The organism is Ruegeria sp. BH6 (genome assembly GCF_056538105.1).
Genome location: NZ_JBQFSR010000009.1, coordinates 150885 through 168736, shown reverse-complemented (window position 1 = coordinate 168736; position 17852 = coordinate 150885). Strand labels below are relative to the sequence as shown.

Below are 17852 nucleotides of genomic sequence, written 5' to 3'. Positions count from 1 at the left end.
CACTGGAGATGCCAATTTTCGCACCGATTTCCTGAATCGGCTTCTTGTTCGCCTCACGGGCAATTTCGATGTCGGATTTGTAGCTCATTGGATGCTGGGCTCCGTGCAAAGTAGGTTTAACGAACTCAAACCCGTCCGCATCTGCGACCGGGGAGGAATCGAATACTTTCTTTACGGTAAATAATTTTTCCCTTGGGTCAACCTTGGAAATACGAGGACATGACTAAAGGGCATTTGTTACCCAATGGGGTCACGGATCACGCGTAACGTTTGCGCACCGCGCTAAGCCCCAACAACCAATCCTCAACGATGCGTAATTCCGGGAATGCCTTTTGCGTCGGGCTTTTAAGAAGATAATACCCAGACTGTGTTCGCACCGAGACGTCCTGAATTGGTCTGACCAACGCGCCGCTTTCAAGCAGTGGGTCGACAAGATGGGCCCAACCCAATGCGACCCCCAATCCATCGACTGCAGCTTGTATAGAGAGAGGATAGGTGTTGAAGGCCACAGCGCGTTCCATCAATGAGGTCGAAATATCATTGCCGTTGAACCACGTATGCCATGTCATCCATTCCGCGTGACTACTGGTCACCTCAATCAGATCCAACTCTGGCAAAGCAGTTAAATCTGTCACCGTCGGATTACTATTGAGATACTCCGGGCTGCAGACCGGGAAAACAGTTTCCCCAAATAACAGCTGAGCATCATATCCAGGCCATTCCCCATCCCCGCGCAATATCGTCAAATCCATCGAATCTGAAAGGCACTCTGCATCACTGTCGGAAGACACCAACGAAATACGAATGCGATCATTAGATTTGTTGAATTTTCTTAGCTGTGGCATCAACCAGAGTGACGCAACCGAGTTGGTCGCAGAGATCGAGACTGTGTTGGCCTGATGTTTAGCCAGCATGTCACGGCTAACATCCCGCATCAGGTCCAGCGACTTTTCCACAGTTGCCAACAAAATCGCACCTTGTTGCGTCAGAGAGACCGAGCGATGACCTCTGACAAACAGCGGAACATCATAATGCTGCTCCAGCAGTCGCACCTTGCGGCTGATTGCCGTTTCAGAAATGTTGAGCACCTTGCTGGCCTGCGCAAAACTCTGCGCCTTCGCAGCCGCTTCAAATGCCAAAAGGTAATCGAGCGGTGGAAGGACCTTCCCGGTAATTGGCGCTTTCTTTGGCATCTGAAGGCGGTTTCCCAATCTGAAGATGATCGCAATCAAAAACATTTGCCCGTTTCGACTGGAAACCGATCAGGCAACTGACTGTTAAAATAGTAAAAAGTCAGATTTGCCTCAAGAATTTATAGGCAATGCCTCTCAAATTTCTGTTCTGCGTCTCGTGAAAACTTAGGCAGAATGAGAAAATTCGGGGCCGGAAGAGTCCGCAGATAAGAAATGTACGTCACTCAGGGAGCAAACATGAAACTCACAAACCTATTTTCTGCTGCAACCTTGGCAGCGGTAGCGGGCACCGGAGCGTTCGCCGAAGACAGCAGCGATCCGATCGTCATTCCAATTCACAACTGGTCCAGTCAGATCGTGATGTCTTACGTTACAGGTCAACTACTCGAAGAGATCGGTGACAACGTCGAATACGTCACAACAGACAGTCAGGCGGTCTACGAGTCGGTACGCTTGGGCGATGTCACACTTGAGATGGAAGTCTGGGAAGGTGCATTTGGCGCATCCTTCCGCGCCGCGCTGGAAAAGGGTGGTCTGCATGATGCAGGCGATCATGATGCAGTCACGCGCGAGGATTGGTGGTATCCGATGTGGACTAAGGAATCCTGCCCCGGCCTGCCTGATTGGCAAGCTTTAAACGACTGCGCGCATCTTTTCGCAACAGCGGAAACCGGGGACAAAGGCCGGTATCTGGATGGACCCGTCGACTGGTTGAAGCACGGTAAGGAACGTGCCGAAGCGCTTGATTTGAATTTCACGGTTATCAATGCGGGTTCGGCTGCAGCCCTTTGGGCCGAGATCGGAGCGGCAGAGGCGGATAAGAAACCTGTTCTGGTCTTCAACTGGACACCCAACTTCGCCGAAGCTGTCTGGCCCGGTGAGTTTGTTGAATTTCCGGCCTGGGAAGATGGTTGCGACAAAGATCCATCCAAAGGTCCGAATCCCGATGCGTTGTATGATTGCGGAAACCCAGCCAGCGGTTACCTGAAAAAAGCCGCATGGGATGGCATGAAAGATAAGTGGCCGGCTGCCTACTGCGTATTGACTGAAATTTCGTTCACCAACCCGCAAATCGCGGAAATGGCCAAGCTGGTCGATACAGACGAGCTGGAACCGGAAGAGGCAGCAGCCGAATGGCTGGACGCTAACCGCGCTGTTGTTGACCCCTGGATCAGCGCCTGCAGTTGATAAACCGGTCATTCGCGACGAAACTGGCGCGGCCTTGCTGATCTCGGTTAAGCGAGGCCGCGCCTAACAAGAAAGAAGGCAGCCATGTCCGCCACAGCGCCCGTCATCTCAGCCAAAAACGTCTGGAAACTGTTTGGAGCCTCTCCTGAGACCTATCTGAAATCTATGCCCGCGGGTCGCAGTTTCGACGAGATACGTGCGGACGGTTACATCGCTGGGGTCAAAGACGTCTCAATTGAAGTTGGCCGGGGTGAAATGCTGGTCATCATGGGGCTGTCCGGATCAGGCAAGTCTACTCTGGTACGGTGCTTTTCACGTCTTCATGACATTACCGGCGGCACGATTGAGGTTGACGGTCAGAACATCATGAGCCTGAGCGAGCGCGACCTGATTGAGTTGCGACGCAACAAGATGGGCATGGTGTTCCAGTCCTTCGGTCTGCTGCCGCATCGTACGGTTCTGGATAACGTGGCCTTCCCGCTGGAAATGCGCGGTCAGGATCGCCATGACCGACGCGAACGCGCATTGGAAGTAATCAAGCTGGTCGGCCTTGAGGGTCGTGAAGAATATTTCCCGCGCGAACTCAGCGGCGGGCAACAGCAACGCGTCGGCATCGCCCGGTCCCTGGCGATTGAGCCGGATATTTGGTTCCTGGATGAACCGTTCTCCGCCCTTGACCCTTTGATCCGACGTGAAATGCAGGATGAATTCCTACGGCTTCAAGAGATGCTGGGTAAAACCATCGTCTTTATTACTCATGATTTTGACGAAGCGCTGCGTTTGGCAGATCGGATCGCGATCATGCGCAATGGCGCGGTTGAACAGTGTGACACACCCGATCAAATCGTCATGAATCCTGCCACTGAATATGTGGCGAAATTTACCGAGGACATCGACAAAGCCCGCGTGGTGCATGCGAAAGGGCTGGCGAAACCGGTCAACGGGCACGCCTTGGAAGGAGCTCCGATCAATGGTGGCGCAACGATCCACGAACTTGCGCGAGTTCTGGTCAATGACAACCGCATCCTTTTGCCGGTTGCAGATGACAAAGGCGTTATCACCGGTGTCCTGGAACGCGACACCGCTCTGAATGTTCTGCTCGGAGCCGAATAATGGCGACGCTGTCCACTGATCTGACGGAGACATCGGACAAGCCGTGGGGACGTACACGGGTACTTACCGCGCTGCTTGTAGTGGCGTTTGCACTGATCCTTGCCAAAGCCGCTGGTATTCTGCCTGAATGGCTGAACCGCATCCCCGAAGCGGCGATCCCGCCCACCGCACAAGTTCTGGATGCGATCTTCAACTTCATCCAGAATGACCTGGGCCTGATATACGTCACCCGCTTCATCGCGGAAGGTCCGCTTGAATTCCTGCTGGATACATCGGCCAACCTTTTGGAAGGCAAGCGTCGCTGGCCCTATCTGGGACCGATCCCATGGTCTGCGATTGCCGCCGTTGCCGCGGTTGTGGGTTATGCTGTCGGTGGATGGAAGTTGGCCGCTTTGGGCGCGGGCACCTTTATCTGGACCGCAGCAATCGGCCAGTGGAAGATCGCCATGCAAACAATGTCGGTGATCGTGGTTGCAGCACCCCTGGCGTTCTTGCTGGGGCTGGCTTTGGGTATTGCCGCATGGAAATACGGTTGGTTCGAGCGGGTCCTGAAGCCCATCCTGTCCATATTGCAAACCCTGCCCTTCTTTACCTACCTGCTGCCTGCGGTGATTTTCTTCAAGGTGGGTCCAACCGCCGGGGCCGTCGCAACGATTACATTCGCGATCCCGCCGATGATCCTGATGACAACGCTGGGGCTCAAGAAGGTTAGCCCCGAAGTGATCGAAGCGGGTCAGATGTCCGGCTGTACTCGCTGGCAGATGCTGCGCCATGTATACATTCCGGCAGCGCGCACCGAAATTCTGGTTGGCGTCAATCAGGTGATCATGCTGTGTCTGGCAATGGTCGTTCTGACCGCCTTTATCGGAATGCCGGGTCTTGGCGCCAAACTGTTGGCGATGATGGGAAGTTTCAAGCTCGGACGATCCTTCGAGATTGGCATCACTATCGTCCTTTTGGCCGTGACTTTGGACCGGATTTCCAAGGCCTGGGTGGTCAAGCAACCAGTTCACTTTGAACGCAACACGCCCTGGTGGAAGCGGCATCAAATCTCGCTGGTCGCACTGGGTCTGTTCATCGGGTTTATCCTGCTGTCGCAGCTGTTCCCGATCCTGGCTGAAGTTGGCCGCAAACAGCACCTGAGCCAAGGCAAGGAAATTGACGTGGTGATCAAGTCGTTCCTGGCGATCGACGCCATCAAGGGAACAACTGAATGGTTGCGCTGGTTCCTGAACGTCAAGGTTCTGATCCCGTTCCGGGACACGCTGCTGGCGATCCCGACCCCCGCCTTCATCCTAATAGTCGTTGCCTTTGCCTATTGGGTCGGCGGACGCCGCCCAGGTATCTATGCGGCAGTGTTTTTTACCATCGTCGCATTCTCGGGTTGGTGGGACCGGTCAGTGATCACTCTGTATACAGTTATCTCGGCTGTTGCGCTGGCCACACTGATCGGAATACCGCTGGGCGTAATCGCTGCCCGGTCCGAACGCTGGTCGAAAAGCATCCTTCTGGCCTGCGACACCGCGCAGACCTTCCCCAGCTTTATCTATCTGATCCCTGCAATCATGTTGTTCGGTGTCAATGACGTGGCGGTTGTTTTCTCGATCCTGATCTTCGCCGCCGTACCGCTGATCCGGTACACTATTATTGGCCTCAGCAGCGTCCCGCCGGAAATGACCGAAGCCGCCGACATGTCCGGCTCAACCCGTCGCCAAAAGCTGATGTCGGTACAGTTCCCACTGGCTCTGCCAACTATGGCGGTCGGGTTCAATCAGGCCATCATGTTCGCCTTTTTCATGGTCATCATCGCAGCCTTTATCGGCACGCAGGACCTTGGGCAAGAACTTCAGCGAACGCTGGCCGGAACCGAGTTGGGCAAAAACTTTGTCCTCGGCCTGAACGTGTCGCTGATGGCGCTGACCTTTGACACGGCGATCAGCAGCTGGGCGGAACAGCGTAAAAAGCGACTGGGGCTCGATTAAGATGGCACAACAGCAAAACATGCGTACTGTCGCCCGGTTCGACGATACCGGCTTTGTTAGAATGCACATGGACGGTCTGCTCGACGAACAGGTCTGGTGGAAGAATGTCAGCTTTGACGAAGTCACCGGGCAAGGGAGTTATCTGATGAAGATGGCCCCGGGAACGCGCTCGAATCCGCATATTCATCACGGTGCGGAAGAGTTCTTTGTCCTCGAAGGCAATCTGACTGATGACGACGGTTTCAGCTATCGCAGCGGTGACTTCGTCAGTTTGGCCGCCGGTTCCAGCCATTTTTCGCGCACCGAGGCGGGATGCCTTTTGGTGGTCACGCACCGCGGTGCAACCGAGTCCATTCAGGAAGGTGCATTATGAATGTGAAACCGGTTTTCGAAGTGCCTTACGAACGTAGCGGGGTTCTGGCCCCCGGTCTTCCGATTCTACCGCATGGAACGGAACGTCATCCCGTCCCTGGCGCAGGGTCGCGGGCGGTTTCGGTGTCCAAAGGCGACACGATCACATTGCTGGATCGCGATGGGATGCAACCCGCCGAGATGGTGTTCTTTGCCCCCGATCGAAGCTCGGACGCTGCCATGCTTGGCGCGCAGGGGCACGGTCGACCAGAGGGGCTGATTGCGACTCTGGCGAATGGCTCGGCTTCGGGCAAGAAAGTGCTACGCGCGTTAGATGTTGCAGGTTTCGATATCGGACGCGGGGATGCTATCAGGGCTTTCTCAGATGGATCACGGCCCGGCGACATGGCGCATTTCGTCGCGGAATGCGACGGGCTTCTGATCGTCTCCGCTCCCGGCGAAGCGATGCGGCCCGAAGACAACAACCCGCCAACCGACATTATCCTGTACATTCAGCGTGCCGCTCCTGGTTTGGAAAAACCCGACGTGGGCCCGCCCGATCCTCTGGCCGACCCACTCAAGGATATCAACATTCAGCCTGGCAATGCCAAATCTTATGAGGTCAAAGCCGGAGAGTTCATTCAGATCGTGGATGTCAGGGGCCGCGAATGTTCAGACTTTCAGGCGTTCAGTCGACGTGCACTGGATCAGGGGATCGAACGCGAGATTGATCCCACCACGACACGCAGCCTGATGGGCAGTTTGTATCCGCAACCAGGCATATTCTCAAAGTACTGGTCGGTGGATCAAGAACCCCTGGTCGAGATCGTGCAGGATACGTGCGGCCGCCACGACACGTTCGGGCTGGCCTGCACAGCTCGGTATTATGAAGACTTGGGCTATCCCGGCCATGTCAATTGCTCGGAAAATATCAACAAAGATCTGGACCAGTATGGCATCCGGCCCCGCGCAGGCTGGCCTGCGATCAACTTCTTTTTCAACACGATGCTGGACGATGACAATGCCATCGGCATGGATGATCCGTGGTCGCGACCCGGAGATTTCGTGCTGCTGCGCGCGCTGACAGATCTTGTCTGCGTCAGTACCGGCTGCCCCTGCGACATTGACCCGGCCAATGGCTGGAATCCAACCGACATTCAGGTGCGAACTTACAGAGCGACCGAAGATTTCAAACGGTCCTACGGCTACAGAAAATCTGCGGAGGCGGATGTGGAAGAAACCAAGAAAACAGCATTTCACGACTGCTTTGCACGTCATACCCGTGATTTTGTCGAATACAACGGGTATTGGCTGCCCAATACGATGACCAATCATGGCGCGATCGCAGAATATTGGGCCTGTCGGGACAAAGTCGCCGTAATGGATCTGAGCCCACTGCGCAAATACGAGGTTGTTGGCCCGGATGCCGAAGAGCTGATGCAGCTTTGCGTGACCCGCAACATGAAGAAGCTGAGCGTTGGTCAAGTTGTCTATACGGCAATGTGCTATGAACATGGCGGCATGATCGACGATGGCACTGTCTATCGGCTGGGAGAGACCAACTTCCGATGGATCGGCGGCAACGACACCAGCGGATTGTGGCTGCAGGAACAGGCGCGCAAGCGCAATATGAATGTCTGGGTGCGAAACTCTACAGATCAGTTGCACAATATCGCGGTACAGGGGCGGCACAGCCGCGACATCCTCTCGCAGATATTCTGGACGCCACCCCAGCAGCCAACAATTGAAGAATTGCCTTGGTTCCGGCTTACCGTAGCCCGGGTCGGGGATGTGCGCGGAACCTCGGTCGTGATTTCCCGAACCGGATATTCCGGCGAGTTGGGATATGAAATATTCTGCCACCCCAATGATGCTGTCGAGATTTTCGACCGTGTATGGGAAGTTGGTCAGGATTATGGAATTGCCCCGCTTGGTCTTGCCGCCCTCGACATGTTGCGGATCGAAGGCGGCTTGATCTTTGCCGGGTCCGAATTTGACGACCAGACCGATCCGTTCGAGGCCGGGGTCGGTTTTACCGTCCCATTGAAGTCTAAGACCGATGATTTCATCGGGCGCAGCGCAATTGAGGAACGCAAGGCTCACCCTCACCGCAAGCTGGTCGGGTTTGATATAGAAGGTGGAACAGTGCCTTCTCCGGGCGATTGTGTACGTATCGGAAAAGCGCAGGTCGGCGAAATCACCAGCGCGATGAAGTCACCCATCTTAGGCAAGGTCATCGCCCTTGGGCGTGTTGCATCAACCCATGCGCTGGAGGGGCACGACATTGAGATCGGTCAACTGGATGGGCAGCAAAAGCGCCTTAAGGCAAAAATTGTTCCGTTCCCGCATTTTGATCCAACTAAAGAACGCGTGAAAGGTGTTTACCCCAGTAAAAATGTCCCGGATGCGGCCGAATGAAAACTTGACTGCCAAACAAACGGCCAAAGTTGTGGCCGTTTGTTTTCTGGAGCTTGTCATCGCAACTTCACCAACAACTGGCTTCGCGGACAAATGTGACCGGGTTTCCGCGCTTGATAACTACAATACCACGGGCGTCTCACCGAATGGAGCGATGTGCAAAACGTTTGTCGGCCTAGACAATGTCCAAGGCGTTTCATGCCGATGGGAGTTTCCATTCCGGGACTCTGAAGCCATTCGCGCGTTTAACGACCTCTGGACTGAAGTAACACATTGCAAAGAGGGAACTTGGACGCAATACGACGGATCAGTCAACCACCCTGATAGTTACGTGCTGAGGGAACTTTTCACTTCAGAAGGCTTTTTTCGCGTTGCCCAAAAAGATAAGGGCCAAATCAATCGTACATTGGTGTTTTTGAGTCTCGAACATCACAATTGATGCAGTCGGTGTACATCGCCCACCAGCCCCGGAAACCATCATCCCAATGGGTCAGAGGCCAACAATGCACTAACAATCAAACTGGACCAGTCAGATGAGGCTGCTCAGAAATCCACGCATTGTGCCACTCATTCTCTCAGCCGTCGCCGCTTAAGACTTGGTTGGGATAACCACCCGACCACTTAATCCTCCTAACGCGGCAGATTTTCCCAGGTCGAAGTGCGCACCGTATGCATTGAGAAGATCAACCGCGATTGCCAGCCCCAGCCCGCTGCCTCTTACCGAAGTGTCAAGCCGTCCACCAGAGCGTAGCGCTTCGCGTATTGCGTCCTCTGGGATACCTGGGCCGTCATCTTCGATACAGATTTCGACACAGTCTTCGTGACGTTTTGCGGTCAGTTTTACTTTGCCACGACACCATTTGACTGCGTTATCCAGTAAGTTCCCCAGAACCTCTTCGATATCCTGCGTATCCATGCGCACCCAAAGCTCAGGATCGCTTTTGACTTCCAGTATTTTATCCTCTCTTTCAGCGATCGTAGTAAACAACCGTGCGAGACGTTCGACTGAGTGTGAAACATCCGTACGCGAATGGGTCAACTCAGCCGTGTTTAGAGCCCGGATTCGCGCGAGTGACCGACCGAGTTGAGAGTCGATCCGATCTAAAGCTTCGTCAGCGATACCTGTGTCGACACCGGCCTGTGACATAGCCTGTAGTTCATTTCTCAGAATAGTGGCTGGCGTTTTCAGAGCATGTGCCAGATCAGCGGCTTGCCTGCGTGAGCCGGATACAATGTCCCGATTGCGATGCAAAAGCTGATTCAGATCATCGACCAAAGGGGCCACTTCGTCCGGGTAATCCGTGGGTGTCAGATTGTCATCCGTGTCCCAACGATGGGCGACATCCGCACGCAATTTACGAAGAGGACCCAGGATAGCGGACATCAGCATCAATGAACTTGCAACTCCAATCAAGCCAACCAACCCAAACACCGGTAGAAGACTGCGCTGTGCCGCCCGTCTTTCATTGACCAACTGCGCCTGGCTTTCCGCGACACTAATTCCCCAGACAGTTCCATCTTCGAAAGAAATTTTTTGGTATGCGCTGCGCAACGCTTCCCCCTCGGGGCCGTAAGTGTTCCAAAGGGTTGCATCTTCAGAGATGTCAGGTGGTTCAGCGATTGTTTCGTCAAACAAAGACGCCGACGTGTAAACCTCGCCGTTGCCGGTGGTAACTTGCCAGTATCTGCCGGAATATGGAGCGCTGTATGCCGGATCAAACATGAGATCACGCAGGGCATCCGGGTCTTGTGTCGTAACGCTCAACCCAACGACAAGCTGGGTGTGGCGATCTCGAAGCGTAGCGTCGAACCTGTTTGAAATTCGGGCATCGATAAACGAAAAAACAGCCAGTGTGCCCACGCCAACGGACAATGCCCCAGATGCAATCCCTCCAAGCAGTGCCCGTTGACGCAGCGACAACATCAAACTGAATCGATCATATATCCGCGACCCCGGACCGTTGTTATCAGGTCAGGTCCCAATTTGTTGCGCAGCCGGTTTATGAAAACCGCAATGGTATTCGAATCTCGGTCACCGTTATATTCGTAGATATGTTCCGAAAGTTCGGATCTGGGGATCAGGCGACCGGCGTTGTGGGCCAGGTAAGTAAGAACAGCAATCTCCTGGGCTGTTAAGTCGATCGGAACGCCATCAACAGTCACCCGCCCATTGCGTGTATCAAGAACGACATTGCCCATCTCGATAACAGGATTCAGCTGCCCACTCTGACGGCGCAATATGGCTCGGACACGCGCGGCCAGCTCGGGCAAATGGAATGGTTTGGTCATGTAATCATCTGCACCGGCATCCAATCCGTCGACCCGTTCGCTCCAACCATCGCGTGCCGTCAGGATCAAAACCGGAGTTTTTATACCCGCGCTGCGCCAGTCGCGCAAAACCGAGATGCCATCTCGTTCCGGAAGCCCGAGATCGAGGATGATCATGTCATATGGTTCGGTAGTTCCCAGATGCTGGGCATCAACTCCGTTGTGGACAATATCGACCACGCGGCCTTCAGCATTCAGCAGCTTTTTGATCTGTTCGCAAAGGTGCGGTTCGTCTTCTGCGAGTAATACTCTCATACTTTTATCTATAGGCCTGCGACCGAAATTTTAACCACTATTTTTTGCCACCACCATTACCGTTGCCACCGGAGTTGCCGTTACCGTTGCCACCGGAGTTGCCGTTACCGTTGCCGCCGGAGTTGCCGTTACCGTTACCGCCGGAGTTGCCGTTACCGTTGCCACCGGAGTTACCGTTACCGTTGCCACCGGAGTTGCCGTTACCGTTGCCGCCAGAGTTGCCGTTGCCGTTGCCACCGGAGTTGCCATTACCGTTGCCACCGGAATTGCCGTTACCGTTGCCGCCACTATTGTTGCTCTGATTGCCCTTACTGCTGGTCTGGCTTTGTGAGTTGGATTTGGCAGAATTGCCTGATGTGGACTTGGCTGCATTTGAAATCTGGCGTCCGATATTAGAACGATTGGGCACAACGACACCGGTTTGAGCATTCACAATAACACTTATGATCTTCCCATTGGGTTTCTTTACGAGGATCCGATAGTAGACCTTGTCAGTCTGGAACGCGCGCGCATCGACCGGCGTTCCACCAAAGACTTTTTCAACACCTTTTAGAACCCTCTTTAACCTGATGGTGCTGCCCGTCGTTGTCACTTTGCGCAATTCGGATTGCTTTAGTTCGCGCACAGCAGCATGCCCTTCCCCAACCTGGAGAAAGGCGAACAGACAAGCGATGATAAAAAGCTTTCTCATCCTCAGTACTCAATATCGCGTAATCACGCCTCAATTCTACAGATTTTAAGATGAACTGGCGATGAACAGTCGGTTCGTCGCAGGTTCAACGATAATAGGCTTAAATTTGTCAGTTAGTTCCCGATTCCGACACGCGCACTCGTGCTGTCATGTTTCTACGCATTGCATCGTGTGTGGAAATTCGCATTCAACAAACGAGGACCGTCATGAAGATCAATACGACCGGCCTAATGAAAGCCTCTGCAATCGCAATCGCCTTGCTGGGATCCACGGCAATTGTTGGCGCATTCACGTTCCCTGATGCCGCCTATGCCAAGCAAGGCAAAGGAAACGGCGGTGGCAACGGTAATGGTGGTGGCAACGGTAATGGTGGCGGCAATGGAAATGGGGGCGACAAGGGCAACAGCGGTGGTAAAGGCCATGGCAACAGTGCGAGTAGCGGCAAAGATAAAAACAAGGGTAACGGGTCAGCCGCATCCACGAACGGAGCAAGCAAAGCGGCCGGAAAATCTGGTCACAAGTCAAAAGGCTCCGCAGGGGTCAATTCGAGGTCTTCTAAGAAAGGTCAATTCTCTTTGAAAGGCTTTTTTGGCGGTAATAAAAAGCAAACTGCCAAAAAAACGCAAAGGAAGGGAATTGGTGGCCTGTTCAAAGGTAGCAAGCCAGTAACCACCGCAAAACAAACAAAGACTACTTCGGTCAAGCGGTCCTTGCGCCCGCCAAGCAGAAAAGCAACGATTCTGGAAGATAGTACGCTTGCACTTGAACCTCGCAATCTCGGCAAGCTAAACGGCGCCATTAACTCCAGCCCCAAAGCAAAGCTCGCGCATATTGCAAACGGTCAGTATAAGAAAGGTACCGGACCGGTCAGCCTTGCAGCGGGCCTTGCCGTTGCGGACACCGAATTCAATCACATCATGGGTGAAGACAACACGTTAAGCCCCAAAGACGTGAAAGAAATCAACGCAGCGCTAGATTACTTGGACGAAGCCCCTCTGTCATTGGAGGAAGCTGAGGATATCCTCGCCAATGAGGAAGCCAACCCTGGGACAACTGACCCTGAAGCTTTGGAAGACGCGCAAGCCGTTAAAGATGCGCACGACTTAACCACGGATGAAGATGGTAATCCGATTGATCGACCTACGGAAGATCAGTTGGCGGCCGCAGAAGCCGTGCATCAGGCAGAAGACAACCTTTTGGATCACCACAAGGGCGGGTTTTCAGAAGATGACGCCATCGCAACGCAACAGCAGGACAATGTTCTCGACGCTGTACGAGCCTCTAATCCTGACGAGGAAGCCGTCAAAACCGCGCTTGGCAGTTCGTATGACGAAGACAAGTATGATGACGACGATCACGATGAGGATGAAGCCAATACAGATCCGGTCGATGACGGTCAGACGCCTGAGGGAGAACAAGTGGAAGAACTTGTTAGCAACGGCTAAGTATTCTGCCAACGAGACTCCGGGCGACGCTTTTGCCTTGCATTCGTCTAACATGAACCAGAAAAAGTACCTTAATTCTGAACCTTAGCTTAAGACAGCAAAAAAGCCCGCTCGGATTGGAGCGGGCTTTTGCATTTGTGTTTTCCCGGGTAGGACGTTTCCCGCGAAAACTGCGGACGTCAAGATGTAGGGTCAGACGTCCTTCTTGCTCTTTCAAGCTGCTCATTCCTTGCGATAGCTTTCAGAGCAATTTCGACAGGCGGGAAACGCCCGCTTCTGGATTTCGTGCTGTTAGACAAGTGTTTGCGCGCGGTAGAACGTGGTGGTTCCAAGTGTACAGGAACCTGATCCATAGCGCTTTCAGTGGCAGACTTAATCATGCAGTTCCCCTTCCAGGGAGCCAAGTACCCATAACTGTCTCGGCTCGGTGGAAGGAGTATGCGCGATGCCTGTTGAACACCACGAGAACACATTGTTCACCTTTGGTTAAAGTTGTCGCCGGAGCGTAAACAATGTTTTGAATTGCTCTTCGCCGCTTGTAACCAAACTTTAAATTTGGATTGCTCTAAATTTTATTCGAAAAACATCAACCATGCTTGGCTTTGTGCCATAGCTTAGCCGTCGATCAGTCCAAAGGGTGTCTTGCTCGGTTTTATGGCTAAAGAGCACGTTGCAGAACTGGCATTCCATCGCTGTCAACCGAAGTTAGCTGTTTCAGCGTCTCTGGACCTGCGGCCAGCTTGAATTTTTCGATTTAACAAGTGCAACAGTTCGACTTGATTAGAGGCACCCGTCTTCGAAAATACCGAACTTAGGTGCGAACGAACAGTCGTTGGGCAGACAGTCAGGGCTTCTGAAACCTTTTTAACTGTCATTCCTTCCTTCAGCATAGCGCAAACCCGAAACTCGCACCGGCTGAGCCCTGCTGGATTTTGAGGGCCCAGGATTGGAACATGCTCGGTATCCGAAACTTCTTTCAGATTATGATTTCGACCCTTCTCCAAATACGAGGAGATTGAACCAGGCGTTCGCTTGCACCAACCTGACGCCAGTGTCGGCGCCAACATGGCTAGTAGGTCCAGCTCATATTGGGCAGGTTCATGCCTGAAATGCAGCTCGATGTGATCCACATGCCCGCCGGTTGTATCAAGCGGAACCACGATCACCTCGCCCAACGCCTTTAAATTGCCCTCAAATTGACGAAGTGTTGCTGTGTTGCCCGCAACCAACGCGTCTGACAACGTCCAAATTGAGCCCACCCGTGCCGTCAGAAAACTTTCACCCAGAACCCGTTCCACCAGAGTTTGAGGTTGAGAGGGCCAAACCTTTCCTTCCTCGCTGCAACACCGGGCAATATATTTTACTTTTCGTTCCACCTTAAGTGTACGTGCAATTAATGCGGCATCCGCATTAACCAACTTTATTAGCTTATATAAAACCTGTGGAATGGAGTTTTTGCCCGTTAAAGCATGCGTCCATTCCATAACAAAGTTGAAACTATTTTGCGCCTGGGCGCTCTTGGAGAAACTGATACTCATTACCCTACTAACCAATACAACAAACGTTGCGAGGCAGAACTTTCTGCCGCGGCCCCACCGCAATTACAAACTTGTTCGGGGTTCATGGGCCCAGCAACTGATTTTAAGACCATGCCTATGGGGCAAAAAAAGAGAGAGCAGCTTCCAATATTTGCATAACTATCTGTAATTATAACGTAAAACCTAGATACCGAAAAATAATTTCCCGACACTTGGATGCCTCAAAGAAAAGATTTAGCGACGAGTATTATTGAGCTTTCCAGCCACAGTTGCACTTCGAATCGCCGCATTGTTTCCAGACTGACTGATTCGATTGAAGATTAAAGCCTTGTTAATGCAGTATTTATTTTAATCTCCCTTAAGAAGCTTCAATGGTAATTGAATAACCTATTACGTGTATTTTTCCTATTTTTTGCGGAAGGCGGAAGTTTTTATCACCGCTACCGTTATTTCAGAGCCAATGCGAAATGCCTGGCTTGCGCTGCGACAAACGTAGCGTGGATTTCAATTTAACCTTTCGGGGGAAACATGACCAAATTTATGAAGAAGTTTGTCAAAGAAGAAAGCGGCGCGGCAATTGTTGAATATGGCCTTGCCCTTTTGGTTGTCGCGTCAATTGCGGTTGGTGCGTTCTCGTATCTTGGAACCACCACTAACACGAACGTAACGGGTGCTTGCGCAGCTCTGGGTAGCGCAACCTGCTGAACCATTGGTTCCTTGCGATTTGCAAACCACAACAACATTCTGCGCCGTCCCATCCGTGTAGCGGCGCAGAATACACCGCCGGGATTTTCGAAACCTAATCACTGACATTTCGAAATTTTTGAGCGTAACTTTTGGAGACAGAGATGCGTATCAGACCAGTTATTACCACATTATTCGGAATTGCGATTGCTTCAGGCTCTGTGTTCCTGGCGAAGGATTACATCCAATTTAACACGACTGCACCCAGTGCTACGACGAACGCCGATCTCGTTGAGATCTACGTTGCGCGCTCAGAAATCGCATTTGGTCAAACAATAGAAAGTCATCACGTCACAACTCATCTCTGGCCACGCGAAGCGCTACCTGCCGGGGTTTTCACCGAGTTAGGCGTACTTGTTCCGGATAATCGCCAACAGATGCGTCGCGCTAAGGGGCGGTTCTATCCCGGTGAAGTCATGCTTCTTTCGAAAGTTTCGAATTTTGGCGAAAAGGTCACGCTGGTCCAAAAGCTGGGGGAAAACACACGCGCCATGGCAATCGAAGTCGATGCCGTTACCGCGGTCGGCGGATTTGTCACTCCGGGTGATTGGGTAGACATCGTTTTGACACAAGGTGCGAAAATGGATTTGCGCGCCGTTACTATTTTGCAGAATATCCGTGTGATTGGCGTCGATCAGCAATCCGAAGAACTGAGTGATCAGCCCGAAATTGCCCGTACAATCACAGTAGAAGTGACCCCTCAGCAAGGTCAGCGCCTGGCTTTGGCCCAAAAGGCCGGCACCCTGAGCCTTACCCTTAGAACGCTGGACGGTGTCGAGGATGAGCCAATGGAAATGGTTCGCCTGCGCGATCTTCTGCAAGAAGAAGGCCCGGTTGAAAAAGTCGATGCACAACCGACAGTTAGATTGAATCGCGGCACGGAATCCGAAGTTGTCGTGATCCAGAGGAACTCCCGCGGAGCCGACGAAGCGACAGAAACGGAGACGGGCCCCCAGACGGAATCCAGCAATCAGACGGATGCCCCGTCTACCCCGACAACTGTCAACCCAGAGGTCAAGCCAAAAGCCCGCTCGATCGAAGTTAGCCAGAACTCTGCACAGTAAGTCTGCGCCATGCATTTGAAAGCCAACATATCATTCTTTGCCAGGGACGAACGCGGCACGGTCGCCATCCTTTGGGGCACAGCATTTGTCGCATTTCTCGGGTTCTTTGCGATCACGCTGGATGTAGGCCGAATGAACTCGACCCATGCAGAGCTTCAGTCCTTCGCGGACCACGTAGCCCTGGCAGCCGCTGGTGAGTTGGACGGACAACCCGACGCCATCACCCGCGCAACCAATGCAGCGGCCAACTTGATCAGTGACAGCCAGACGTTTGCCAATGGGTCCGCCACGCTTTCGGGTTCATCGGATTATACGCTTTCGTTTCATTCCGCCCTGCCGGTTTCGGACCTCACGCCGTTGGGCGCGGATGTCACGACCAACCCAAGAGAAGCCAAGTTTGCTCAGGTCGTGCTAACGCCCAAATCCCTTAGCATGAACCTTGCTTCGGCTTTGGACCGGATGCTTGGCGGAAGCGGCATATCGGCCAGCGTTTCGGCCGAGGCTGTCGCTGGTTACTCCAAAGCAGCCTGCGATATCTCACCTTTGATGTTCTGTCTACCGCCTAACTGGGAAAATACCCTAACCGTCGGCGACCAAATCCTGCTGCGCAGCGGTGGCAATGGAACTGCCTGGGGGCCGGGTAATTTTGGTTTTATCGACCTAGCGACATTTGAAGATACCTCTGGTGTATGTGCGGATGAAGGCGGGAACAAACTAGCCTGCTTAATCGCGGCACAAAGCCAGATCACGCAATGCGTGCTGACCAATGGTCTGGATACGGAACCGGGCCAGAAGGTCGGTATCACCAATGCGGCGTTCAATGTCCGCTTTGATATCTACCGCTCTGTCCTCAACGGTGAAAAGAACAATCCAGACTTTGCGCCGGCCCCGAACGTGATCAAGGGCATCCAGAAGAAGGGTGGCGGTGCTTGCATTCAGGGTAATGAAGAGGCCTCGCCTAATACAACGGCCCTTGGCCGCGACACTTGCATGGCTGCGGGTACCTGTGGCGGCAACAACCGGTTTGGAGACGGGGTCTGGGATCGCGAAGGATACATCAATGAAAATTACGACCTTGCAGACGGTATTCCGAACAACGGGGTTGGCAACATTGACCACCTGCCTACACTAACGGGATCGGATACTGTCTTTGCCAATACGCGGTACGGAATGTACCTGAGAGAGATCGCGTACGGAAACTCCCTTTCCAATCCCAACGCGCCAGATATTCTGGATCCGGGTCTTTCCGAAACCGGGCGTCCGATGTGTTCGAACCAAATGTCGACTGACCCGGCGCGTCGTGTCGTGACCGCGGCAGGCATTGATTGTGCTCAAAATCCAGTCAGCGGCTCGACCACGGGCGTTCCGGTCACAAAGTTTGTTGCTGTCTTCCTGACTGAACCAGTCGGGGATGATGGCGGCTCGCCACCAAGCTTTGACATCCATGGCGAAGTTGTCGGCTTCCCTGACGTTTCAGGTGTCGGCAGCGGCGGCAATGGGTTCGGCGGTATCTTTCGCGACCTCGTGCAACTGTATCGGTGA

Annotated in this window: 16 protein-coding genes; 11 read left to right on the top strand and 5 right to left on the bottom strand. The window is 53.2% G+C overall.

What is annotated here, in order from left to right; all coding sequences use genetic code 11:
* Nucleotides 1-184 (top strand): hypothetical protein (locus ACR0B8_RS17515; protein ID WP_480659200.1); only part of this gene is annotated, 184 nt, incomplete at its 5' end.
* A gap of 73 nt (nt 185-257) precedes the next feature.
* Here the strand turns inward: ACR0B8_RS17515 and ACR0B8_RS17510 are convergent.
* A complete protein-coding gene (locus ACR0B8_RS17510) occupies nt 258-1238 on the bottom strand; it encodes a LysR substrate-binding domain-containing protein (protein ID WP_226689128.1) in 981 nt (326 codons plus the stop codon).
* A gap of 192 nt (nt 1239-1430) precedes the next feature.
* Here ACR0B8_RS17510 and ACR0B8_RS17505 point away from each other — a divergent pair, with 192 nt between their 5' ends.
* The 6 genes from ACR0B8_RS17505 (at nt 1431) to ACR0B8_RS17480 (ending at nt 8684) form a co-directional block, all read left to right on the top strand.
* Entirely contained in the window at nt 1431-2381 is a 951-nt protein-coding gene (locus ACR0B8_RS17505; protein ID WP_170351497.1) for an ABC transporter substrate-binding protein, read from the top strand.
* Between the two features lie 84 nt (nt 2382-2465).
* The gene (locus ACR0B8_RS17500; RefSeq protein ID WP_170351499.1) at nt 2466-3494 is read left to right on the top strand and encodes a quaternary amine ABC transporter ATP-binding protein; all 1029 of its coding nucleotides are present in this window, start codon (nt 2466-2468) and stop codon (nt 3492-3494) included.
* The gene (locus ACR0B8_RS17495) at nt 3494-5476 is read left to right on the top strand and encodes an ABC transporter permease (RefSeq protein ID WP_226689130.1); all 1983 of its coding nucleotides are present in this window, start codon (nt 3494-3496) and stop codon (nt 5474-5476) included. The genes ACR0B8_RS17500 and ACR0B8_RS17495 overlap by 1 nt, the downstream gene beginning before the upstream one ends.
* 19 nt (nt 5477-5495) lie before the next feature.
* Nucleotides 5496-5849 (top strand): cupin domain-containing protein, encoded by a 354-nt coding sequence (locus ACR0B8_RS17490; RefSeq protein WP_226689131.1) that lies wholly within the window; start codon nt 5496-5498, stop codon nt 5847-5849.
* Nucleotides 5846-8245: a trimethylamine N-oxide demethylase gene (locus tag ACR0B8_RS17485; protein ID WP_480659193.1), complete on the top strand. Its 2400-nt coding sequence runs from the start codon at nt 5846-5848 to the stop codon at nt 8243-8245. Before ACR0B8_RS17490 ends, ACR0B8_RS17485 begins: the two co-directional genes overlap by 4 nt.
* Before the next feature lie 4 nt (nt 8246-8249).
* Nucleotides 8250-8684, top strand: coding sequence for a hypothetical protein (locus tag ACR0B8_RS17480; protein WP_226689133.1), 435 nt, complete (start codon nt 8250-8252; stop codon nt 8682-8684).
* Between the two features lie 150 nt (nt 8685-8834).
* On the opposite strand, the gene ACR0B8_RS17475 is transcribed toward ACR0B8_RS17480, so the two are convergent.
* Genes ACR0B8_RS17475 through ACR0B8_RS17465 form a run of 3 tightly spaced genes read right to left on the bottom strand, consistent with a single transcriptional unit; the run spans nt 8835 to nt 11519 of the window.
* On the bottom strand, nt 8835-10169 hold the full coding sequence (locus tag ACR0B8_RS17475) for a sensor histidine kinase (RefSeq protein ID WP_226689134.1): 1335 nt from the start codon (nt 10167-10169) through the stop codon (nt 8835-8837).
* Nucleotides 10169-10828, bottom strand: a complete 660-nt coding sequence (locus ACR0B8_RS17470) for a response regulator (protein WP_170351510.1) — start codon at nt 10826-10828, stop codon at nt 10169-10171. The genes ACR0B8_RS17475 and ACR0B8_RS17470 overlap by 1 nt, the downstream gene beginning before the upstream one ends.
* A 37-nt stretch (nt 10829-10865) precedes the next feature.
* Nucleotides 10866-11519, bottom strand: coding sequence for a PepSY domain-containing protein (locus ACR0B8_RS17465; protein WP_226689135.1), 654 nt, complete (start codon nt 11517-11519; stop codon nt 10866-10868).
* Nucleotides 11520-11725: 206 nt separating this feature from the next.
* Between ACR0B8_RS17465 and ACR0B8_RS17460 the strand changes: the two genes are divergently transcribed.
* Nucleotides 11726-12964, top strand: coding sequence for a hypothetical protein (locus ACR0B8_RS17460; RefSeq protein WP_480659191.1), 1239 nt, complete (start codon nt 11726-11728; stop codon nt 12962-12964).
* A gap of 695 nt (nt 12965-13659) precedes the next feature.
* Here the strand turns inward: ACR0B8_RS17460 and ACR0B8_RS17455 are convergent.
* A complete protein-coding gene (locus tag ACR0B8_RS17455) occupies nt 13660-14502 on the bottom strand; it encodes a helix-turn-helix transcriptional regulator (RefSeq protein ID WP_226689137.1) in 843 nt (280 codons plus the stop codon).
* Between the two features lie 528 nt (nt 14503-15030).
* Here ACR0B8_RS17455 and ACR0B8_RS17450 point away from each other — a divergent pair.
* From ACR0B8_RS17450 to ACR0B8_RS17440, 3 genes are all read left to right on the top strand, one after another.
* Nucleotides 15031-15207: a Flp family type IVb pilin gene (locus ACR0B8_RS17450; protein ID WP_145975006.1), complete on the top strand. Its 177-nt coding sequence runs from the start codon at nt 15031-15033 to the stop codon at nt 15205-15207.
* A gap of 131 nt (nt 15208-15338) precedes the next feature.
* Complete coding sequence (cpaB, locus tag ACR0B8_RS17445; protein WP_226689138.1) at nt 15339-16310, top strand: Flp pilus assembly protein CpaB; 972 nt, start codon at nt 15339-15341, stop codon at nt 16308-16310.
* 9 nt (nt 16311-16319) lie between these two features.
* Nucleotides 16320-17852: a TadE/TadG family type IV pilus assembly protein gene (locus ACR0B8_RS17440; protein WP_170516894.1), complete on the top strand. Its 1533-nt coding sequence runs from the start codon at nt 16320-16322 to the stop codon at nt 17850-17852.

Excerpts from the sequence above, each read along its gene's own strand:
- ACR0B8_RS17510 (WP_226689128.1), bottom strand. The coding sequence starts at position 1,238 with ATGTTTTTGATTGCGATCATCTTCAGATTGGGAAACCGCCTTCAGATG.
- ACR0B8_RS17505 (WP_170351497.1), top strand. The coding sequence starts at position 1,431 with ATGAAACTCACAAACCTATTTTCTGCTGCAACCTTGGCAGCGGTAGCG.
- ACR0B8_RS17500 (WP_170351499.1), top strand. The coding sequence starts at position 2,466 with ATGTCCGCCACAGCGCCCGTCATCTCAGCCAAAAACGTCTGGAAACTG.
- ACR0B8_RS17495 (WP_226689130.1), top strand. The coding sequence starts at position 3,494 with ATGGCGACGCTGTCCACTGATCTGACGGAGACATCGGACAAGCCGTGG.
- ACR0B8_RS17490 (WP_226689131.1), top strand. The coding sequence starts at position 5,496 with ATGCGTACTGTCGCCCGGTTCGACGATACCGGCTTTGTTAGAATGCAC.
- ACR0B8_RS17485 (WP_480659193.1), top strand. The coding sequence starts at position 5,846 with ATGAATGTGAAACCGGTTTTCGAAGTGCCTTACGAACGTAGCGGGGTT.
- ACR0B8_RS17475 (WP_226689134.1), bottom strand. The coding sequence starts at position 10,169 with ATGTTGTCGCTGCGTCAACGGGCACTGCTTGGAGGGATTGCATCTGGG.
- ACR0B8_RS17470 (WP_170351510.1), bottom strand. The coding sequence starts at position 10,828 with ATGAGAGTATTACTCGCAGAAGACGAACCGCACCTTTGCGAACAGATC.
- ACR0B8_RS17465 (WP_226689135.1), bottom strand. The coding sequence starts at position 11,519 with ATGAGAAAGCTTTTTATCATCGCTTGTCTGTTCGCCTTTCTCCAGGTT.
- ACR0B8_RS17460 (WP_480659191.1), top strand. The coding sequence starts at position 11,726 with ATGAAGATCAATACGACCGGCCTAATGAAAGCCTCTGCAATCGCAATC.
- ACR0B8_RS17455 (WP_226689137.1), bottom strand. The coding sequence starts at position 14,502 with ATGAGTATCAGTTTCTCCAAGAGCGCCCAGGCGCAAAATAGTTTCAAC.
- ACR0B8_RS17450 (WP_145975006.1), top strand. The coding sequence starts at position 15,031 with ATGACCAAATTTATGAAGAAGTTTGTCAAAGAAGAAAGCGGCGCGGCA.
- ACR0B8_RS17440 (WP_170516894.1), top strand. The coding sequence starts at position 16,320 with ATGCATTTGAAAGCCAACATATCATTCTTTGCCAGGGACGAACGCGGC.